Source organism: Pleurocapsa minor HA4230-MV1, from assembly GCA_019359095.1.
In the GTDB taxonomy this organism is placed as follows: Bacteria; Cyanobacteriota; Cyanobacteriia; order Cyanobacteriales; family Xenococcaceae; genus Waterburya; species Waterburya minor.
In genome coordinates this window covers 30313-50262 of record JAHHHZ010000006.1, presented here as the reverse complement: position 1 = coordinate 50262, position 19950 = coordinate 30313, and the positions used below count along the sequence as shown (strand labels likewise).

General features: G+C 39.7%; 17 protein-coding genes. 13 read left to right on the top strand and 4 right to left on the bottom strand.

The window, feature by feature from the left end:
• The first annotated feature begins 296 nt into the window (after positions 1–296).
• The 3 genes from glyQ to KME09_01690 all read left to right on the top strand — a co-directional run bounded on the left by glyQ (position 297) and on the right by KME09_01690 (position 4251).
• Entirely contained in the window at positions 297–1172 is an 876-nt protein-coding gene (gene glyQ, locus KME09_01700; protein MBW4532629.1) for a glycine--tRNA ligase subunit alpha, read from the top strand.
• 97 nt (positions 1173–1269) lie between these two features.
• Positions 1270–2346, top strand: coding sequence for a Fe(3+) ABC transporter substrate-binding protein (locus tag KME09_01695; GenBank protein MBW4532628.1), 1077 nt, complete (start codon positions 1270–1272; stop codon positions 2344–2346).
• Positions 2347–2367: 21 nt separating this feature from the next.
• Positions 2368–4251, top strand: a complete 1884-nt coding sequence (locus tag KME09_01690; protein ID MBW4532627.1) for an N-acetylmuramoyl-L-alanine amidase — start codon at positions 2368–2370, stop codon at positions 4249–4251.
• Between the two features lie 84 nt (positions 4252–4335).
• Here KME09_01690 and KME09_01685 read toward each other — a convergent pair whose 3' ends face one another.
• The 4 genes from KME09_01685 to KME09_01670 form a co-directional block, all read right to left on the bottom strand.
• Entirely contained in the window at positions 4336–4734 is a 399-nt protein-coding gene (locus KME09_01685) for a hypothetical protein (GenBank protein ID MBW4532626.1), read from the bottom strand.
• 80 nt (positions 4735–4814) lie between these two features.
• Entirely contained in the window at positions 4815–5444 is a 630-nt protein-coding gene (locus KME09_01680) for a heme-copper oxidase subunit III (GenBank protein MBW4532625.1), read from the bottom strand.
• Positions 5445–5559: 115 nt separating this feature from the next.
• Positions 5560–7242 carry a cytochrome c oxidase subunit I gene (ctaD, locus tag KME09_01675; protein MBW4532624.1) on the bottom strand — a complete coding sequence of 561 codons (1683 nt, stop codon included), beginning with the start codon at positions 7240–7242 and terminating at the stop codon, positions 5560–5562.
• Positions 7243–7273: 31 nt separating this feature from the next.
• Positions 7274–8278, bottom strand: coding sequence for a cytochrome c oxidase subunit II (locus tag KME09_01670; GenBank protein ID MBW4532623.1), 1005 nt, complete (start codon positions 8276–8278; stop codon positions 7274–7276).
• Between the two features lie 534 nt (positions 8279–8812).
• Between KME09_01670 and KME09_01665 the strand changes: the two genes are divergently transcribed.
• From KME09_01665 to KME09_01620, 10 genes are all read left to right on the top strand, one after another.
• Positions 8813–9742 (top strand): heme A synthase, encoded by a 930-nt coding sequence (locus KME09_01665; protein ID MBW4532622.1) that lies wholly within the window; start codon positions 8813–8815, stop codon positions 9740–9742.
• Between the two features lie 65 nt (positions 9743–9807).
• On the top strand, positions 9808–10752 hold the full coding sequence (locus KME09_01660) for a heme o synthase (GenBank protein ID MBW4532621.1): 945 nt from the start codon (positions 9808–9810) through the stop codon (positions 10750–10752).
• Positions 10753–10986: 234 nt separating this feature from the next.
• Positions 10987–11523 (top strand): GNAT family N-acetyltransferase, encoded by a 537-nt coding sequence (locus KME09_01655; GenBank protein ID MBW4532620.1) that lies wholly within the window; start codon positions 10987–10989, stop codon positions 11521–11523.
• 105 nt (positions 11524–11628) lie between these two features.
• Positions 11629–12381 (top strand): response regulator transcription factor, encoded by a 753-nt coding sequence (locus KME09_01650; protein MBW4532619.1) that lies wholly within the window; start codon positions 11629–11631, stop codon positions 12379–12381.
• Between the two features lie 150 nt (positions 12382–12531).
• The gene (locus tag KME09_01645; GenBank protein ID MBW4532618.1) at positions 12532–13851 is read left to right on the top strand and encodes a HAMP domain-containing histidine kinase; all 1320 of its coding nucleotides are present in this window, start codon (positions 12532–12534) and stop codon (positions 13849–13851) included.
• 233 nt (positions 13852–14084) lie between these two features.
• Entirely contained in the window at positions 14085–14669 is a 585-nt protein-coding gene (phoU, locus tag KME09_01640) for a phosphate signaling complex protein PhoU (protein ID MBW4532617.1), read from the top strand.
• Between the two features lie 311 nt (positions 14670–14980).
• On the top strand, positions 14981–16645 hold the full coding sequence (locus KME09_01635) for an iron uptake porin (GenBank protein ID MBW4532616.1): 1665 nt from the start codon (positions 14981–14983) through the stop codon (positions 16643–16645).
• A gap of 279 nt (positions 16646–16924) precedes the next feature.
• A complete protein-coding gene (pstS, locus tag KME09_01630) occupies positions 16925–18019 on the top strand; it encodes a phosphate ABC transporter substrate-binding protein PstS (protein MBW4532615.1) in 1095 nt (364 codons plus the stop codon).
• 432 nt (positions 18020–18451) lie between these two features.
• Positions 18452–19156 carry a response regulator transcription factor gene (locus KME09_01625; GenBank protein ID MBW4532614.1) on the top strand — a complete coding sequence of 235 codons (705 nt, stop codon included), beginning with the start codon at positions 18452–18454 and terminating at the stop codon, positions 19154–19156.
• A gap of 96 nt (positions 19157–19252) precedes the next feature.
• On the top strand, positions 19253–19837 hold the full coding sequence (locus tag KME09_01620; protein MBW4532613.1) for a glyoxalase-like domain protein: 585 nt from the start codon (positions 19253–19255) through the stop codon (positions 19835–19837).
• The last annotated feature ends 113 nt before the right edge of the window (positions 19838–19950 follow it).

Genomic DNA, 19950 nt, shown 5'->3' with positions numbered 1-19950 from the left:
TGTGAAGTTTTGATTAAGTTTGTTAAAACTTGCTCTATCCTCTCACTTGGAGTGGTTTATAATTGACTTTTTATCCAAAAAACTTGGGGGCTTTAAAACTGTCAAACTATTGTATTGTCTTGGTTCTCACGCTTTGAGTGACCAAAGCCCCTCTCAACCGCGCATTTACCAATATAGGGTTTCTATTTTTGTTTGTCAACCCTATTTGGAAATTTATTTTTGAATGGTTTTCGTTATTTTTCTCAAAGTCAGTCATGCTATGGTGTTTGAGCAGATATTTAGAGAGTATTTTTCGTATGTCTTTATCTTTTCAAGAAATAATAGCTACATTAAACAATTTTTGGAGCGATCGCGGCTGTGTAATTGTTCAACCATACGATACCGAAAAAGGTGCAGGAACAAAAAATCCTAGTACTTTTCTGAGAGCTATAGGCCCAGAACCCTGGTCTGTGGCATATGTAGAACCATGTAGAAGACCGACAGACGGTAGATACGGCGAAAATCCAAATCGCTTTCAGCACTATTATCAATACCAAGTATTAATTAAACCATCTCCAGATAATATACAAGAAATATATTTAGAGTCTTTAAAAGCTTTGGGCATTAATTCGGCAGATCATGATGTTCGCTTTGTAGAGGATAATTGGGAAGATGCTGCCGTTGGTGCTTGGGGTGCAGGTTGGGAAGTTTGGTTAGATGGCATGGAAGTTACTCAGTTCACCTATTTTCAGCAGTGTGGTGGAATTGATTGTAATCCTGTTTCGATTGAGATTACATACGGTTTGGAAAGATTGGCTATGTATTTACAAGATGTGGATGCAATGACTAAAATCAGGTGGAACGATCGCCTTAATTATGGAGACATTTTCTTACAGGCAGAGATCGAGCAGTGTACCTATAACTTTGAAGCATCCGATCCTGATTTGCTATTTAGCCTATTCAGTCTTTATGAGCAAGAAGCAAAACAATTGATTGAGCGCGGTTTGGTTGTTCCTAGTTTAGATTATGTTCTTAAGTGTTCTCATAGCTTTAATTTATTAGATGCTCGGGGAGTGATCGCCGTAACAGAAAGAACTCGTTATATAGGCAGAATCCGCAGTATGGCTAGACAAGTCGCCCAACTATATCTAGAGCAAAGAGAAAGTCTTGGTTTTCCATTACAAATAAAATGACTGACTACTATGCTTATTGAGAATAAATAGCAAAAGCTGTATGATGAGAAGTCTAAAATATTCTCTTTCAGAAAAATTATAGTCTTGATAAATTCAGATGAATAATCAAATAAATAAGCTTTCTCGGCGTTTTTTTATAGGTGCTAGTACGGCAGCTATAGTTGTTGCCTGTAGCCAAACAGAGCCAGAACAACCACAAAGCCAAGCCGAAACAGAAGAAACAGCAGCAAAACAGGCTGGACAGGTGAATATTTACTCCTCTCGCCACTACAATACCGACGAGCAGCTATATGACGGTTTTACTACAAAAACGGGTATCAAAGTTAACTTGATTGAAGGTAAAGATGACGAACTAATTGAAAGAATTAAAAGTGAAGGTGCAAATAGTCCCGCAGATATCTTGATTACCGTTGATGGAGGAAGGTTGTGGCGTGCTGAGCAAGCGGGGATCTTTGCTCCAGTAAATTCAGCAGTCTTAAATAAACAAATTCCTGCTAATTTAAGAGATCCTAATAATCTTTGGTTTGCTTTTAGTAAACGGGCGCGAGTTATTATGTATAACAAAGATAAAATAGACCCTACGGATCTAGCTACTTACGAAGATTTAGCCGATCCCAAATGGAAAAGCAAATTAATCATGCGTTCTTCAAGTAATATCTATAATCAATCTTTGGTCGCAGGTATGATTGAAGAAAAAGGTGAGCAAGCAACCTCAGAATGGATCAAGGGATTAGTAGCTAATTTTGCTCGTCCTCCACAAAGTACAGATACAGGAAATATTGAGGCGGTAGCAGCGGGACTTGGAGATATTACCCTTGCCAATACATATTACTTGGCTAGGTATGAAGAGCAACCAGAAATATTTAGCAAAATTGGCGTAATATTTCCTAATCAAAAGGATCGAGGAACTCACATTAATGTTAGTGGTGCTGGGGTATTAAAAAATGCTCCTGACAAAAAAAATGCGATCGCTTTTCTGGAATATCTTGCCAACCCCGAAGCTCAAGAGTTTTTCGCTTTAGGTAATAATGAATACCCAGTAGTGGAAGGTATACCAGTTAACTCTGTAATCAAGAGTTTTGGGGAGTTTAAAGATGACACCACTAATGTTTCTGCCTACGGAAAAAATAATGCCAATGCGGTTAAGATTATGGATCAATCAGGATGGAAATAATCTCAGTCCTCAGATAAATAAATGAAACGATTTCTCGGTTTAGCAGTTTTAACTAATGTTCTGCTGGTAGGTACTATGATAGGAACTGCCTTGTCTGTCAAAGCTGAGTCAACTTTATCGATAGTTTATCCACCTCCAAAACACGAAACTATTGCCGAGAAAATATTTTTTATTGGTACAGCATCACCTCAAGAACCTGTTTTAATCAACGGTAAAGAAGTTGAAAATCGTAGTGCTTCTGGACATTTTGCCCCTAGCTTGCCCTTGAAAATTGGAGAAAATATTTTTGTTATTCGTCAAGGAAACAAGAAAATAAAGCTCAAAGTCACTCGTATCAATAATCAGCCAGAAATACCTAAAACTTTAACTTTCGCCCCTGGCTCTTTGATCCCAGCTGTTGATTTGGCTCGCCTACCCGATGAACCGATATGTCTCGGTGCCGTTGCCCCACCAAATGCTAAAGTCTCAGCACAAATAGGTCAAAGCAAAATTTTGCTCATGCCTCAAATTGAGTCGGTTGAGTTACCTACTAATTCTGCGGTATTGACATCAAAAACTGGATCCCAAAAGCAGCAAAACCTGGGTCAATATCAGGGTTGTACCACACTGGATCTGGCTGATAATTATGGCAAGCCAATATTTACTTTGGAACAAAATAATCAGACAGTAACTAGTCAAAGTCAAGGACAAATTAGCATTCTTTCGCCGAAAGATATCAGGGTAATAGAAGTAATCGCTGATGCTGGTGTAGCTAGAACAGGAGCAAGTACTGATTATTCTCGTTTAACTCCTCTGCCCAAAGGTGTAAGAGCTAGAGTGACAGGCAAGGAGGGTGAATGGCTACGACTTGATTATGGTGCTTGGATTAGAGCCGAGGAAACCAAGCCTATCCCCGAAAATATTCCGCCTCAGTCCATAATTAGGGGAGTTACATCTAGACAAGTAAAATCAGCAACCGAAATTGTCTTCCCACTACAGGTGCCTGTACCCGTAGAAATCGAGCAGAAAGAAGATACTATCACTCTTAGTTTACATAATACAACAGCTCAGACTGACACAATTCGTCTGGATACCGACCCTCTAATTAAACGTCTTGATTGGCAGCAGGTGTCACCAACTCAAATTGATTATACTTTTGAACTTCATCATCGACAGCAGTGGGGTTACGATTTGCGTTATGAAGGTTCTAATTTGATTTTGTCTCTACGCCATCCTCCTGAAACTTTATCAATGCCTGTCGCAGAATCAATTAAATATGATGATTTAGATGATTTAATTGAAGACAATGTAATTGAGTCTGATCGCCAAAAGCCTTTAGAAAATATCGAAATACTGTTAGATCCTGGACATGGAGGTGAAGAAAAAGGTTCAAGAGGGGCAACAGGATACCCTGAAAAAACGATTAATTTAGTTATTGCTAAATTGGTTAGAGATGAATTGAAAGAATTAGGCGCAACAGTTTACTTAACTAGAGAAAAAGATGTAGATCTAGCTTTAGAAGCAAGAGTGGCAATGATTGACAAAATTAAGCCCGATTTGGCTATTTCAATTCATTACAATGCCTTACCTGATGATGGAGATGCCGAGCAGACTCAAGGAATTAGTACTTTTTGGTACAACACTCAAGCTCAGGCACCTGCAATGTTTTTACACAACTATTTGATCGAAAAATTAGATCGGCCTAATGCAGGCACTTTCTGGAACAATTTAGCTTTAACTCGTCCTCACACTGCACCTGCTATCTTGCTGGAACTGGGTTTCATGATTAATCCTGAAGAGTTTGAATGGATTACAGATGAACAAGAACAAGAAAAATTAGCCGAAACTCTAGCTCAAGGAATTAAAGAATGGTTTCTTACTGTTGAGTCTGAGCAGATTAAGCAGGATTTTTTGAGCGATCCGTAAGGGTATCCTAAAGGACTAGCTTCGCGTCGCGCGGAGCGTAATCGCTTTTAAACAGCTTTTAAACAACTTTTAAAATAAGCAAAATTATTTTGATTCTTGATGGCAAAAATCGGCATTTCCTCGATATGTTATCGCAGGATTGTTAGATAAAGAGAGAAAAGGTGTATTTGTATTTTGAAGCCAAATGTTACCTATTTTGTTTTCTTCAGAGTTATATTTCTCCTGAGCATAATTAGTTTTCAATTTGCCTCTGTAGATAGAGATTTCTTGGTCTAATTGTTGATTTAAACAAATGCTATATTTTTGTAGCCAAAGATCTTGAGCATTTTCCGTAGATACATCAGTACAGCCAGCAATTTGCCCCGTTACTCGGTAGTACGTATCACAGCCAATGGCAGAGACTCTTTTTTCGTTAACTAAAGATAAAGTAACCGTGCTAACTGAAATTAAGCTAAGAGTCAAAAAATTGCAATAGTATTTCATTTAATCCTCTTTACTAAAAAAAAGAATCAGGACGCTCCATGAAACGCCCCTTACTAATTAAACCGATCGACTCATTGAGATTAATTAAGCAGATATACCAAGACAAATAAAACTAACCAAATCACGTCTACAAAGTGCCAGTAAATCTCGGCGGCTTCAACTCCAAAGTGACTACCACTTGAATAATGCCCTGCTTCACGAGATCGCCAAAGCACACACAGAATCAGTAATACACCTGTCATTACGTGTAAACCGTGAAATCCTGTTAGGACATAAAAGCAACTGGCTAATAGATTAGTAGTTAAGCCAAACTCGGCGTGAGAATATTCATAGACTTGTCCCGCCAGGAAAATTGCACCCATCGCTGCGGTAATCCCAAACCACTTTTGCAAGCCTTTAACGTCGTCTTTTTTTAAAGCTTTTTGCCCTTCATGCATGACAAAGCTACTAGCCACTAGAATCGAAGTATTAATTAAAGGAATTAGTAGTTCAAACTCTGGCATTCCTTCGGGGGGCCAAACGGGCATAATTGCGCGATAAATGAGTAGCGCAGCAAAAAAGCCCAGAAAGGTCATGCTATCGGAAACTAGGAAAATATATAGACCAAACATCCGATGATCGGGATGCCCGTGATGTCCGACCTGTTCTACTGCCTCTTGCTCAGAAGCGATCGCTATTTGAGATTTATTATCTACGGTTGAACCTTGCATATATCAATCTTTGTTAATAGTTAATTGTCTAAATAGGGAAATTAGGGAAGGAAGAAAGAAAGAACGCTTCAATTAAATATCAATAAATCCTGTAATCCTTCATCCCTAATTCTGTTTAACTTCCTTCAGCGCTAATTGCTGCTAACATATCTTCAACATCTTCATTACCATCGATCGTTTCGGTATCAATACCATAATCGTAAGGGCCTGCCCAAAGAACAGGTTCTTCTTCAAAGTTTTCAATGATTGGGGGCGAAGCAGTCTGCCATTCTAAAGTCAAAGCGCGCCAAGGATTACGACCAGCTTTTTTCCCTTTCAATAAACTCCAAATAATGTTGATAATAAACGGGAAGGTAGATAATGCCAGAATATAAGACCCAATCGTACAGACCATGTTTAAGGTCTGAAACTGAGGATCGTAGAGGGCAACACGACGGTTCATTCCCTGTAAACCTAATTGGTGCATCGGTAGGAAGGTGATATTAAAACCAATAAAGGTCATGACAAAGTGAATTTGACCTAAAGTTTCATTGACCATCCGCCCAGTCATTTTCGGGAACCAATGATAGACCGCTGCAAACAAGCCAAATACGGAACCACCAAAAAGGACATAGTGGAAGTGAGCCACAATAAAGTAGGTATCGTGGACGTGAATATCAAACGGCACAGCAGCCAACATGACGCCACTCAAACCACCAATTAAGAAAGAAGAAAGAAAACCAACGGCAAAGATAAAGGCACTGTTGAGACTTAGTTTGCCACCCCAAATAGTCGCACACCAGCTAAACACCTTAATCCCTGTGGGTACGGCAATAATCATAGTAGTTGCCATAAAGAACATCCGTAACCAGCCAGGAGTACCGCTAGAGAACATATGATGCGCCCAAACAATTAATCCTAGAAAGCTAATTGCTAAACTAGAATAGGCGATCGCTCGATAGCCAAAAACTGGTTTACGGGCATGAACTGGCAAAATCTCGGAAATTGCCCCAAAAAAGGGCAAAACCATAATGTATACCGCAGGATGAGAATAGAACCAAAACATATGCTGGTAAACAATTGGATCTCCACCCCCAGCAGGATTAAAAAACGCTGTTCCCGCTAGCAAATCAAAGGAAAGCAAGATCAATGCTGCCCCTAACACAGGAGTACCAATTAGAATCAAACCTGAAGTAGCTAACATTGACCAGCAAAACAAAGGCATACTGTGAATGTCCATATCGGGCATCCGCATTAGCAGGATAGTGGTGACAAAGTTAATCGCCCCAAACATCGAAGATGTTCCTAAAATTAAGACACTCAGAATCCAAATCTCCTCTCCCGATTTACCGCTGATTAAACTCAAAGGAGGATAGGAAGTCCAACCAGCTTGAGGCGCACCGTTGAAGAAGCTACTCAGCAATAAGATCCCACCTGGAGGAATCATCCAGAATGCCACGGCGTTAAGACGAGGAAATGCCATATCCTCTGCCCCAACCATCAAAGGAATCAAATAGTTGGCAAATGCTGCCCCAGCAGGAATAATCCACAGAAACAACATAATTGTTCCATGCATCGTCAAAAGCTGGTTATAAAATTCTGGTTGCACAAAATCTGGATCGGGAGTGGAAAGTTCAGTCCGCATCACCTCAGCTAATGCACCACCGACAAAATAGAAAAAGAAAGCAGTAACTAGGTATTGAATCCCAATTACTTTGTGATCCGTGCTAAAGCCAAAGTAGTCCTGCCACTTTCTTTGAGGATGTCGATCATGCTCTGGTGGTGCTATTGGAGCATTTCTTTCTAGGGTTGTACTCATTACTTAATGTGATTTATGAAATTTAATTGGTCTATTTGAATAGTTCTAAGCTTTGCGCTTGTGATTTATTTTCAGTAGGCTTTAACTGAGCTAAAGTATCGCTGTTGACTCCCAAGTCTTTGGCATAGGATGCTAAAAATTCAGCCTGAGAGTTAGGCACTGGACTCATGGCGACGGATTGATTGTTCTCACTATTCATGGCAAAGGTGTTTTCCTGAATCCACTTTTGATAGTCTTCTTCGCTTTGGACATAAAGCTGAGTTTTCATCCCACCATGATATGCACCACATAATTCGGCACAAACTACGGGGTACTGCCCAATTTGATTGGGAGTAAAGACTAAGTTAGTTTCTCTGCCAGGTATTACATCCTGCTTAATCCGAAATTCAGGTAGCCAAAAAGCATGAATTACATCCCCTGCCGTCATGTTTAATGCTACTGGACGATTGACAGGGACATGTATTTCTCCTGAGATGACACCAGTTTCAGGATAGGTAAACACCCAGGCATATTGAATTCCGTTTACCTTAATTTCCAATGGATTAATACCTTGTTTAGAGTCTGGAGAGGCACCTAAACCTAAAGCAATATTTTGTCGATTGGGATCTAGAGCGACTAACTGTGAATGATGATGATGAGCATGAGCCATTTGGGGGCCAGGATCTCCTGCTGTCATTGGGTCTAGTCCTCCCATGCGGTTATAAATCTCAAAGCTATAAATAGAGAGGATAAAGACAATCACTGTCGGAATAGCAGTCCAGACAATTTCCAAAGGCACGTTACCTTCTATTGGCGGCCCATCAGTAAAGTCTCCTTTAGCGCGACGGAATTTGATCACAGAATAGACCAAAACACCTTCAACCAAAAGAAATAGACCAGTAGCGATGGTCATCATAAAATTAAAGAGTTCATCGACATCTCCCGCATCGCTGGATGCTGCTATTGGCAAAAGTCCATGGTTTTGACCATACCAAAGACTGATCAAGGTCATTGCCACGCCTGCGATTAGGGTAAGTATGCTGCTGGGAATATTCACGGTAATAGTTTGAGTTATTGGTTTCTAGGTTTGCTGCTAACTAGTATATTGGTCAGTCTAAAATGCTTAAATTTTACAATTCTTTACCAAGATCTAGGCAGTGCAGTGGGAATTTACCCTTAAAATTTCAGTTACAAAATTATTGTTTAGTCTATCTAATAGGTTAGATCAAATTACTAATAAATAGGCAAGCATCAAAATAAAGCCACTGAAAATCTTGAAGTTTCTTTAGATTTTATTTGGGATCTTGAAAACCAGAGCCAGATTGGCTAGCTTAATTATTTAATTATTTACTCAAACTTAATTTTTTCTTTATGAAGTTAGATTTTATTGGTTACTTTAATCGAGCAATCTGAAGAATATCTAATAAAGATAAAGCTACAAATAAAAAGATAGCTAGAGTATAGATAGCCAAAATTAAAACTTGAGGGATAAAAATCTAATTTACTATTAAGGCGATCGCACTCATTAGCAGAAAATATTGCACTTTATATTCAACCAAGTTTTATCTTTTTTATTTTGATTAAGTTTGCTATGACCGAATCATTGTTTCAATCGTCCAATGCAAGACTACAGGATGTATATCAACCAAGAGTATGGATACGTCGTTTAGTCTGGAAAATTGCGATCGCAACTTTATTGCTGATGGCGGTGGGTAGCGCCACGAGAGTTATGAATGCAGGATTAGCCTGTCCTGACTGGCCATTATGTTATGGTCAGCTGATACCCACCAGACAAATGAACCTTCAGGTATTTCTTGAATGGTTTCATCGCTTAGATGCAGCTTTGATTGGCGTAAGTGCGATCGCTTTATCTAGCTTATCCTGGTGGTTTCGCAAACAACTACCCCAATGGCTACCTTGGGCTGCAACTTTCGCCCTATTTTTAATTGTCTTTCAAGGGATTTTAGGGGGATTAACGGTAACTCAATTACTACGTTTTGATATTGTCACAGCTCATTTGGGTACAGCATTATTATTTTTTAGTACCTTGATCATTATCGGCACGGCACTAACTCCCTATCAGGGTACAGGTGTAGCGGGGAAACTACGTTGGTTGGGCTTGAGTGCTGCCATCTTAGTCTATCTACAGAGCATTTTGGGGGGATTAGTTGGCTCACGCTGGGCGTTACATCAGTGTTTTGGCGGATCGCAGCTATGTAACGTGATGAATGCTCACATATTAGGTGTAGTACCCCCAACTCTAGCTACCATTGCCGTAGTTTGGTTTGCTTGGAAAACCCCTGGCTTAAATGCAAATCTTCGCACTCTGGCTAACGCAGCAGCAGGATTAGTTAGTCTACAAATTTTACTCGGCATCGCTACTTTTAGGCTACATCTCCAGGTTGAACCTTTAACCGTAACGCATCAAGCAGTAGGAGCAAGTTTACTGGGAGTATTAATTGCTTTTACCGTACTAGCCATGAGAGACAGCGCGATCGCACCCAAGAATCAATATCAATGATGTAGTCATCATTTTTCAAATACACCGACACACATACATCTAGACCAATTACAGGAATAATCGTAATGACAGGGACAAGTCTTGCTCGCCAGAATCAAAATATAACTGAAGTAATAAAAAGCTATTATCAACTAACAAAACCGCGCATTATTCCCTTACTACTGATTACCACTGCAGCATCAATCTGGATTGCCTCTGATGGTCGAGTCGATCCGTTTTTACTACTGATAACCTTATTAGGTGGAACATTAGCAGCAGCCTCTGCGCAAGTAATGAACTGTATCTACGACCAAGATATAGACTACACTATGACGCGGACTCGCCAACGGCCGATTCCTTCAGGGAGAGTACAGCCTCGTCATGCTCTAATTTTTGCCGTCGTTTTAGGAGTATTGTCTTTTTCGCTGCTAACAATATTTGCTAATCTATTAGCTGCAATGTTGGCATTGTCGGGCATTGTCTTCTATATGTTGATTTATACCCACTGGCTGAAGCGACACACGACTCAGAACATTGTAATTGGTGGTGCAGCAGGTTCAATCCCACCTTTAGTAGGTTGGGCTGCGGTAACAGGAGATTTGGGTTTAATTCCCTGGTTATTGTTTGGCATTATCTTCCTGTGGACTCCTCCTCATTTTTGGGCTTTGGCATTAATGATCAAAGAAGACTATGCAGAGGTAGGGATACCAATGTTGCCTGTTGTAGAAGGGGAAGAAGCCACCGTCAAGCAAATCTGGATCTATAGCTTACTAGTAGTTCCTTGTAGTCTATTGTTAATGTATCCAATCGGTAACTTAGGAATTATTTATGGCGCGATCGCTCTTTATTTAGGATCTAAGTTTCTCTACAAAGCCTGGGAATTAAAACAAGATCCTACTAGCAATCAATTAGCCAAGGGGATGTTTAAGTATTCGATCTTTTACATGATGCTCTTATGCGTAGGCATGATTGTTGATACTCTGCCTGTTACTCATCAGCTGATGGGAATGATCTTTACCTGCGGTGGTTAAGTAATAACTGAATAATTTTCGGGTAGAGAAGACAGAAGAGGCAAAGAAAAACATTAGACTTCTTGCCCTAATCACAACTAAATACCTTGTTACAAGGGAAAAGGGGAAAGGTTAAAGGGAAAAACATTAATCTGCTATTCATGCAAGAGGTCTATTAATTTTTTACTAGCCTCTTTTTGATTAATCGCACATTAGAGACAAAAATATTTAATACTCTGAGCATCTTTATTCTTTATGCTTGAGTCCGATCAAATTGTTCTCCAAAAATACACTCCCAAAGATATTCCTCTGCTATTTGAAGCTATTCAGATTTCAATAGATCGTGTTTATCCTTGGCTACCTTGGTGTCATCCTAACTATACAATTGCCGAAACTGAAGCATGGATCAAAACAAGACCTCAACGTTGGAATGAGGGTAAAGAGTTTGGTTTTAGTATACGCGATCGCCAAGGTACAGTAGTCGGCGGTTGTGGCATAGGTATTAGCTCGTCGCCTTGGTACGTTAATCTAGGTTACTGGCTAAGAACTGGATATACAGGAAAAGGATATGCGACGACAGCGACAAAGTTATTAGCTAGGTTTGGGGTTCAACAATTGCAGTTAAAACGTATTGAAATTATAGCCTCAGTAGAGAATATTGATAGTCAGCGTGTTGCAGAAAGAGCAGGTGCTTGTAAGGAAGGAATAAGTAGAAACAAGCTGTTAATCCATGACAAATTTCATGATGCCATAATCTATTCTTTTATTCCAGATGACTTTGATCCAGATTAAGCTATTAGCTCTTATTGAACAATTCACAAAATAGTTTGCTCAATATTCTATCTAGGGCGATATTAGTGTATATGTAATAGTACGGACAAATTAAAGTATCTATTTATGCTTTCCTTGCAAAATCCTCAGACTTCCGAACAATCAAAACTAGCCCAGATCAATCGCATTCTGCTAGTCGAAGATGAAGACTTAATTAGAGATATGGTTAAGGTAGCTTTAGAAGAAGAAGGCTATGAAGTCTATACCGCCAGTAATGGCAGGGCTGCTTTGAACATTCTTCAAAGCCCAGATTTTAGCCGAGATAAATTGACTCCAGATTTAATCATTTTGGACTTAATGTTGCCCGAAGTAAATGGACTAGACATCTGTCGTTTGCTGCGCTATCAAGGAGACATAACGCCTATATTGGTAATTAGTGCCAAAAGTAGTGAAACAGACCGCGTATTGGGTTTAGAAGTAGGAGCAGATGACTATTTAACTAAACCCTTTAGCATGAGAGAGCTAATTGCTCGCTGTCGCGCCTTACTGCGTCGTCAGAACTACACCAGCTTATCTCCTAGTTCAGTCCAAAAATACCGCGAGATTAGCTTGTTTTCGCAAGAATGCCGTGTCATAGTAAGGGGAATCGAAGTTAATTTATCCCCTAAAGAATTTCGGTTGTTGGAATTATTTATGAGCTATCCCCGTCGAGTTTGGTCAAGGGAACAGCTAATTGAACAGGTTTGGGGACTAGATTTTTTAGGGGATACCAAAACCGTCGATGTTCATATCCGCTGGTTGCGTGAAAAGCTAGAGTTAGAACCAAGTCAGCCAGAATATTTGATCACAGTTAGAGGTTTCGGCTATCGTTTTGGCTAAAACCTTTTTTTTCGGTCTTTTTTAGCTAGAAAAGCTGACAACTAATAGCTTAACAATCAAAGATCGATCGCAAAACGTCTAAATTTAATTGATGCCAGTTGTAAAATTGATTAGAGTTACCTCAGTATCAATTGGGCAACTATTTTTTTTGTGGCAACTTTTAGTTTTTTTTTAGGGCTATTGCTTGGTCTAGGAATTTATGTAGTTCAGCAATACCGATTTAAGCAACAGTTGAAGAAAACTCTCCGTTCCTGTGTGGGAAATAAAGATGAAGACGTATCTTTGCCCTTAGAGTCTTTGATCCGCCGAGAATTAAGCGAACTCGCTCGCCAGCGTCAACAACTAGAACAAGATAAACAAGCTTGGCAAGAGTTAATTGAACAAGCGCCAATCGGCTACTTGCAGGTAGATGCTGAAAATCAGCTTTTAGGCTGTAATCAAACGGCAAAGCAACTTCTCCACATTGATTCTCGACGAGCGCTGCGGGTGCGCTTACTACTAGAGTTAGTTCGTTCCTACGATCTCGATCAGTTAATTGAATCAACTCGCAATTCTCAACGTTCTCAAACGAAAGAATGGATCTTTTACTTCACTCGCTATGTCTCGCCTCAACAATCAGAGTGGGAAACAGATGATACTCAGCCACTACAGAAAGTAGTAGAAGCGATCGCTCTTAAAGGATCTGGATTTCCTTTACCAAAGCAGCAGGTAGGTGTGTTTATCGAAAACCGTCAACCTCTGCTGGAATTGTCCCAGTCTCGCGATCGCACTTTTGCCGATCTCACTCACGAACTACGCACCCCTCTGACATCTATCTCTTTAGTCGCCGAAAATTTGCTCCGACGTTTACAAGATCCCGAACGCCGTTGGGTTGAAAAGATGCTGCAAGAAACTAATCGGCTGATTGAACTAGTTCAAGAGTGGTTAGATCTAACTCAGCTTCAGGCTGCACCAAACAAAGCTTTAAAATATGAAACGATCGAGCTATACGATTTAGTGCAATCAGTGTGGCAAACCCTAGAACCGATCGCTAAACGCAAAGAAGTAACCCTCTCTTATCAAGGCGATCGCCAGTTGGTCATTTCTGCCGATCGTTCTCGCATAATTCAAGTTTTTATCAATCTACTAGACAATGCTATCAAGCATAGTTCAGTAGGCAATGAGATCTTAGTCCAAGTACTTGCTCAGTCTTCAAGACAATCCGATTCTAGAAAACAAATTAAGATTGATGTAATTGACTCAGGGTCGGGATTTAATACTTCAGATCTTCCTTATATTTTTGAAAGACTATATCGAGGAGATAAATCTCGCGCTAGAGAACCACAAAATACTTCTGCCGACGGTAGTGGTCTGGGATTAGCTATTGTCGAGCAAATTATTCAAGCTCATGGTGGTACAATCTCCGCCAAAAATCATCCTCAAATAGGTGGAGCATGGTTGGAAATTTTGTTACCTATAGATCAAGTGTAAAATACCTGACCCATTTTGGTTAGTTTGAATACATTCGCTCTATCAAACTCAAGCTTTTTTTGCTATTAATATAAAATAAACTCCAAATTATGATATCTAGCCAAATATAAATACACATTTAAACATATACACTACTAAGTACAGTGACTTTAACTTCTCATGATAGTTCTAGGTCTTCACAAGCAAACCAATTGCAGCGTTCTCTACGAAAAGTGCAGCAAGAAGTACTGCGGATGGGTACTTTGGTCGAACAGTCGTTTCGCTTAAGTCATCAGGCTTTGTTTGAGAGAGATCTCGATGCAATTCCCAAATTGCTGGTTTTAGAAAAGCAGATTGACATTTACTACCGCCAAATTGAGTCAGACTGTGCAACCTTAATGACGCTTCAAGCCCCCGTAGCCCAAGACTTAAGGATGCTTAGTGCCTCTATGCAGTTAGTACGAGATCTCGAAAGAATTGGTGACTATGCTCAAGACTTAAGTGAAATGGCAATCAAGCTGGTAAAATACCCACCTGCTGCGATTTTGCCCGAAATTGCCCAAATGTCAGAACACGCCCAACTCATGTTAGCCACTAGCTTGGTAGCTTTGGCCGACTTAGATCCTAGTGCAGGGGCTAGAGTTAAAGAATATGATGATATTGTTGATAATGCTTACGATCACATTTACAATGCGATCGCGATGCAGAAAAATGTTCCAGGAGTAGTCGAACCAGTTTTACTTTTGGGCTTAATTATTCGTCATTTAGAAAGAATGGCAGACCACGCTACTAACATTAGTCAGCGCGTTACCTACATGGTGACAGGCAAAAGGAACTAAGCAAGCATTCTGGCATTTAATCATCCTGCAAAAGCAAATTATTCCAGAGTTAACCAGGATTTTATCTTATTTTAACTGTTCGATTAAGTTGTTACTTTAAGATAAATTTTCAATCTATGTTTATTTAGGTAAAATCAACTACTAAAGGTGTGCGGTCAACAAAATGTCACCACATTAAGGTTCATTCATCTGAGGGTTGATTATACTGATGATATAAGTCAGTTAAAACGTTTGTAATTAACGACCAGGTTTAACTGTTAAAAGACTACAAAAACGTAGCTTAATTTATATTTAGGTGTGTGAGGATACATATGATTAGATTATTTTGGCAAGCAGCTAAAATTGCTCCCGTTTTATTTGCAGCCTGTTTATTTTCCGCTAATAGTGCATCGGCGCAAAGTGTTAATGCGGACAAAGAAGCAGTTGACCAGACTTTAGAACAAATCAATAACTATCAACAGTTAAATCAAGACAATCAGTCTCAGGTTACAAACGTCAATCAATTAAGAGACGTTTCCCCTACTGACTGGGCATATGAAGCACTACGTAGTTTAGTAGATCGTTACGGTTGTATTGCTGGTTTTCCTAACCAAACTTACCGTGGCGATCAGGCCTTAACTCGTTACGAATTTGCTGCTGGTTTAAACTCCTGCTTAAATCAAATTGAACGTTTGATTGCCAGCAATTCAAGTGGTGTTGACCAAGAACAACTAGACACCATTAACCGTCTGCAACAAGAATTTGAAGCAGAATTAGCTACCCTTGGCGGTAGAGTTGACGAGATTGAAAGCCGTACTGCGGTACTAGAAGACAGTCAGTTCTCTACTACTACTAAACTCAAAGGCGAAGCTATCTTCTCTGTTTCTGATGTCTTTGGTGGCGGTCTTGATGATGACGACGATGACGACGACGATAATGATGATGATATCAATGCTGAAACTACCTTAAGCTACCGTAGTCGCTTGAATTTTGATACTAGTTTTACTGGTGAAGACCGTTTGAGAGCTAGACTACAAACTGGAAATGCTACTCAATTAGATGATGATGTCACTGGTACTAACTCGACTCGTTTAGGTTATGACAATACTACTGATAACTCAGTTGAAATTTCTGACTTACACTATCGTTTCCCTGTAGGCGAAAAAGCAGATGTTTGGGTTGGAGCTGAAGGCTTAGACCTAGATGATGTTTTCAATCCTAATAACCCTCAGCTTGCAGATAGTGGTACAGGTGCATTATCTCGCTTCAGCCGTTACAATCCACTACTTTTCCGTGGTATTGAAGGTGCTGGTGCTGGTGTTAATCTAGACATCATTGAAGACAAAGTAGGGGTTAACGTTGCATATCTAACTGATAATGCTAGTTCCCCAGACGAAGGCGAAGGTTTATTCAACGGTTCATATAGTGCTGGCGCACAGCTAGAGTTCGCGCCAATTGAAGCTTTAGAACTAACTGCAACCTATGTTCGTGACTATCAGAGTGGTAGTACACTGAATGAAGATGGTGATGCACAAGGTCTTGTTGATTATGGCGGTGGCACTGTTAGCGGACAAGTAGTTGAACCTTTTGGTGCAGGTGTTGCTACTAATGCCGACAAAATTGGTCTAGGTGCTACTTTCAATGTTGGTGAAAGAATTGCCCTAAGCGCTAATGGTGGCTATGCCAATATCGGCAGTCTAGGGGCTGGAGAAGAACAATCTGGTGATGTCTGGACTTGGGGAGCTAACGCTTCTCTGCTTGACCTAGTTAAAGAAGGTTCTGTACTATCCATCGGTGGTGGTATGCTGCCTAAATTTAGTTCTGATGATGTAGCAGATGATGAAGACACATCTTACCTAGTTGAAGCACTGTACAAGTTCCCTCTTAACGACAACATCTCGATCACTCCTGGTGCATATGCTGTACTTAATCCAGATCACAATTCAGATAACGAAACTGTTTATGTTGGTGTAGTTCGTACTACCTTTGAATTCTAAGAATTCTGAGATTTAAATTCTAGAAAATAGATTCAATCTAATTCAATTTATTTTCACTTAAGGCAAGGTTAATCAACCTTGTCTTTTTTCATGTCTGGTGATTTAAATTACTTATTGTTAACTTGTTATTAACTTTTTCTTAATTAAGAAGCAAAGAAAAAGAGCTAAATTAATGTAGCCGATTAAACAAAAAGTTCTTTTACCAAGTTTTTTCTTCAATAGTTGTTCAATAAATTATCAATTCACCTAATCAAACAATTAACAACCAGACCTATATATATGGTTTCTACAGTTTCTTTTAAACGTAAAGCTTTATTTATTCCTTTTCTCGCTTTAACTTTCAGTCTTACCGCCTGCGGTGGCACTCAGACTCAGGCTCCAAATGCAACTCAAACTCCGACTCCAACTGAAGATAGTGGTGGTGAGTCCGTATCTTTAACTGGTGCTGGGGCAAGTTTTCCTGCTCCCTTATACCAAAGATGGTTTTCTGAATACAATAAGATAAATCCCAATGTTCAAGTTTCTTATCAATCCGTCGGTAGCGGTGCTGGAGTTGAGCAGTTTACCCAGGGTACGGTAGATTTTGGGGCTAGTGATGTGGCGATGGATGACGAAGAAATTGCTGCGGTAGAAAAAGGGGTGGCATTGTTACCCATGACCGCAGGAAGTATTGTTTTGGCCTACAATCTACCAGATGTAACTGGGCTTAAGCTTTCCCGTCAAGTATATACTGACATACTACTAGGCAAGATTACAAAATGGAATGATCCAGCGATCGCTAAAATCAATCCTGATGCTACACTACCAGATACGGACATTACCGTAGTCTATCGCTCTGATGGGAGTGGTACTACTGGAGTATTTACCAAGCATCTAAGCGCAATTAGTCCTGAATGGTCTAAGCAGATTGGTGATGGTAAAACCGTAGAATGGCCTACAGGTGTGGGTGCCAAGGGTAATGAAGGTGTGACGGCACAGATTCTACAAACAGAAGGTTCTTTGGGTTATATTGAGTATGGCTATGCCAAACAGCAAGATATTGCGACTGCAACGTTAGAAAATAAAGCAGGACAATATGTCGCTCCTTCTAGCGAAACTGCTGCTAGTGCTTTGAGTGCAGTAACTTTACCTGAGAACTTGAGAGCATTTATTACCGATCCCGATGGACAAAATTCTTATCCTATTGTGACCTATACTTGGTTGCTAGCATATCAGAATTATGACGATCCCAATAAACTTAAGGCTTTTAAAGATGTAGTCAACTGGTCACTGACTGATGGACAGGCTTTTGCCGATGAATTAGGTTATATTCCCTTACCTCCAGCTGTTGTTGAGAAAGTTCAGACAAAATTAAATACAATTCAAAGCAAATAAAGCAAAATAATTACTGATTATTGCTCATTGTATGTTCCCTGTCACGTCATGATGGGGAATTTTTGTAGTGATTTTCTACTGGTGCGTCAAGATTGTTGTGAGGGATAGTGCGTATAGAAGTCACGCATTATCATTAGTTTTTATCTACTACTTACTACCTACTACCTACTACCTACTACCTAATCTCAACCCATCAATTCAAACTTGACGATCTACTACTTTGGCTCAGAAGTCTTATTATGGAGATAGTTAATAATCAGTATGGCTACTAACTATGAATGAGTCACTGGCTCTAGACTAAATAAGTTGCGATCGCTATATCTTAAAATATTCAAAACGCAACCTTACAAGTTGAGTAGTGAGGCGATTCTTAGTTTGATTAGCCTAGCATTAAAAGTTAATCAGTTTTTAACAGCATAATCAATCAACCTGATGTCAGAAAAACAACTATTATTAGTAGACGATGAGCCTGGGATTAGAGAATCAGTCCAAGCGTATTTAGAAGATACCGAAGGCTGGAACGTTAACACAGCCAGCAATGCTGACGAAGCATGGCAAAATATTGAATCTCAGACTCCAGATCTGATTATTTCCGATATTATGATGCCAGAGGTTAATGGCTATCAATTCCTAGCTAAACTGAGAGAAGATCCCCGTTATCGTTCTATTCCCGTAGTCTTTCTGACGGCTAGAGGCATGACTAGCGATCGCATTCAAGGATATGAATTTGGATGTGATGCTTATCTGTCTAAGCCTTTTGATCCAGAAGAATTAGAGGCGATCGTCAAAAATTTGCTGTCTAAAATCCCTACTAGTAGCGGTAATGGTGATAGTAGTGCGGAATTAGAAAAGATTACCAAAGAATTAGTGGAAATCAAAGCTAAATTAGACGATAAGTTAGGGGGTAGTGGTGGAATTACCGTAACTCCTCCCCCAATCAAAATAGACTTAACCCCTAGAGAACAAAGCGTTTTAGATTTAGTGGCTCAGGGTTTAATGAATAAAGAAATTGCTCGCGAGCTAAATACTAGTGTCAGAAACGTTGAGAAGTATGTTAGCCGTTTGTTTGGCAAGACAGGTACTAATAGCCGTACTGAACTAGTGCGCTTTGCTCTACAGCATGGCTTAACCCAATGATCGAAAATAGGCAGTTAGTACTTATTTGATGTTATAAAACTAATTTATATATGTAAATTATGTAAAACTGGATTGCTAAAAATTTAAAATTCCAAAATGATAGCTAATACTATTTACTTTGAGATGGTGACGACAAAATATTTAGGCGCGTTTTTACCCCCGATCGCTTTGGATAGCCTTTTTTCTACTCAGGGGGTAATGGTAATGCTGTTGGTGGCTTATGCAGGGGCAATGTGGATGTTCCTTAGTAGCGCACCAAAAGTATATACGGTGATGGTATCGGACTTACAAAATGCCCAGAGATTTTATGAAGGGTTGTTAGATCTGCCCGCAGCAGATGTACCCTTGCACTATTACTATAACTACGAACAGGCCATGGGAGCAGGAGGTTTGGATCCTCTGTATATGTCGGCAACTCCTGGTAGTAATACTCTTAATGGTGCTGATGGACTTTGGTATCAATTGAGAAAAAATACCCAGCTGCATATTATTGCGGGTGCTAGCGGTGGCTATAAAGAGCGTCAACGCCATGTTTGTTTTGACCGTGACTGTTTAGAGGCTTTATTGTTGAGGGTACAGTCTAGACGCTTGAAGTATAAGATTCGTCGAGATCAGCCATTAAATTTCTTAGTTAAAGATATTGATAATCAAACTATTGAAATGGCAGAAGTATCCAACTAAGCTCTAGAAATAATTAAAGATTTCTAGTATTAAAAGAAGTGGCGATCGCTTGTAAATCCCTTGCCACTGAAATTCTTGCTGTTTTTGAGAATTGAGATTAGATCTAGACAGAG

Excerpts from the sequence above, each read along its gene's own strand:
- KME09_01625 (MBW4532614.1), top strand. The coding sequence starts at position 18,452 with ATGTCAGAAAAACAACTATTATTAGTAGACGATGAGCCTGGGATTAGA.
- KME09_01650 (MBW4532619.1), top strand. The coding sequence starts at position 11,629 with ATGCTTTCCTTGCAAAATCCTCAGACTTCCGAACAATCAAAACTAGCC.
- KME09_01685 (MBW4532626.1), bottom strand. The coding sequence starts at position 4,734 with ATGAAATACTATTGCAATTTTTTGACTCTTAGCTTAATTTCAGTTAGC.
- ctaD (MBW4532624.1), bottom strand. The coding sequence starts at position 7,242 with ATGAGTACAACCCTAGAAAGAAATGCTCCAATAGCACCACCAGAGCAT.
- KME09_01620 (MBW4532613.1), top strand. The coding sequence starts at position 19,253 with ATGATAGCTAATACTATTTACTTTGAGATGGTGACGACAAAATATTTA.
- KME09_01695 (MBW4532628.1), top strand. The coding sequence starts at position 1,270 with ATGAATAATCAAATAAATAAGCTTTCTCGGCGTTTTTTTATAGGTGCT.
- KME09_01665 (MBW4532622.1), top strand. The coding sequence starts at position 8,813 with ATGACCGAATCATTGTTTCAATCGTCCAATGCAAGACTACAGGATGTA.
- pstS (MBW4532615.1), top strand. The coding sequence starts at position 16,925 with ATGGTTTCTACAGTTTCTTTTAAACGTAAAGCTTTATTTATTCCTTTT.
- KME09_01660 (MBW4532621.1), top strand. The coding sequence starts at position 9,808 with ATGACAGGGACAAGTCTTGCTCGCCAGAATCAAAATATAACTGAAGTA.
- KME09_01635 (MBW4532616.1), top strand. The coding sequence starts at position 14,981 with ATGATTAGATTATTTTGGCAAGCAGCTAAAATTGCTCCCGTTTTATTT.
- glyQ (MBW4532629.1), top strand. The coding sequence starts at position 297 with ATGTCTTTATCTTTTCAAGAAATAATAGCTACATTAAACAATTTTTGG.
- KME09_01690 (MBW4532627.1), top strand. The coding sequence starts at position 2,368 with ATGAAACGATTTCTCGGTTTAGCAGTTTTAACTAATGTTCTGCTGGTA.
- KME09_01655 (MBW4532620.1), top strand. The coding sequence starts at position 10,987 with ATGCTTGAGTCCGATCAAATTGTTCTCCAAAAATACACTCCCAAAGAT.
- KME09_01680 (MBW4532625.1), bottom strand. The coding sequence starts at position 5,444 with ATGCAAGGTTCAACCGTAGATAATAAATCTCAAATAGCGATCGCTTCT.
- phoU (MBW4532617.1), top strand. The coding sequence starts at position 14,085 with ATGGGTACTTTGGTCGAACAGTCGTTTCGCTTAAGTCATCAGGCTTTG.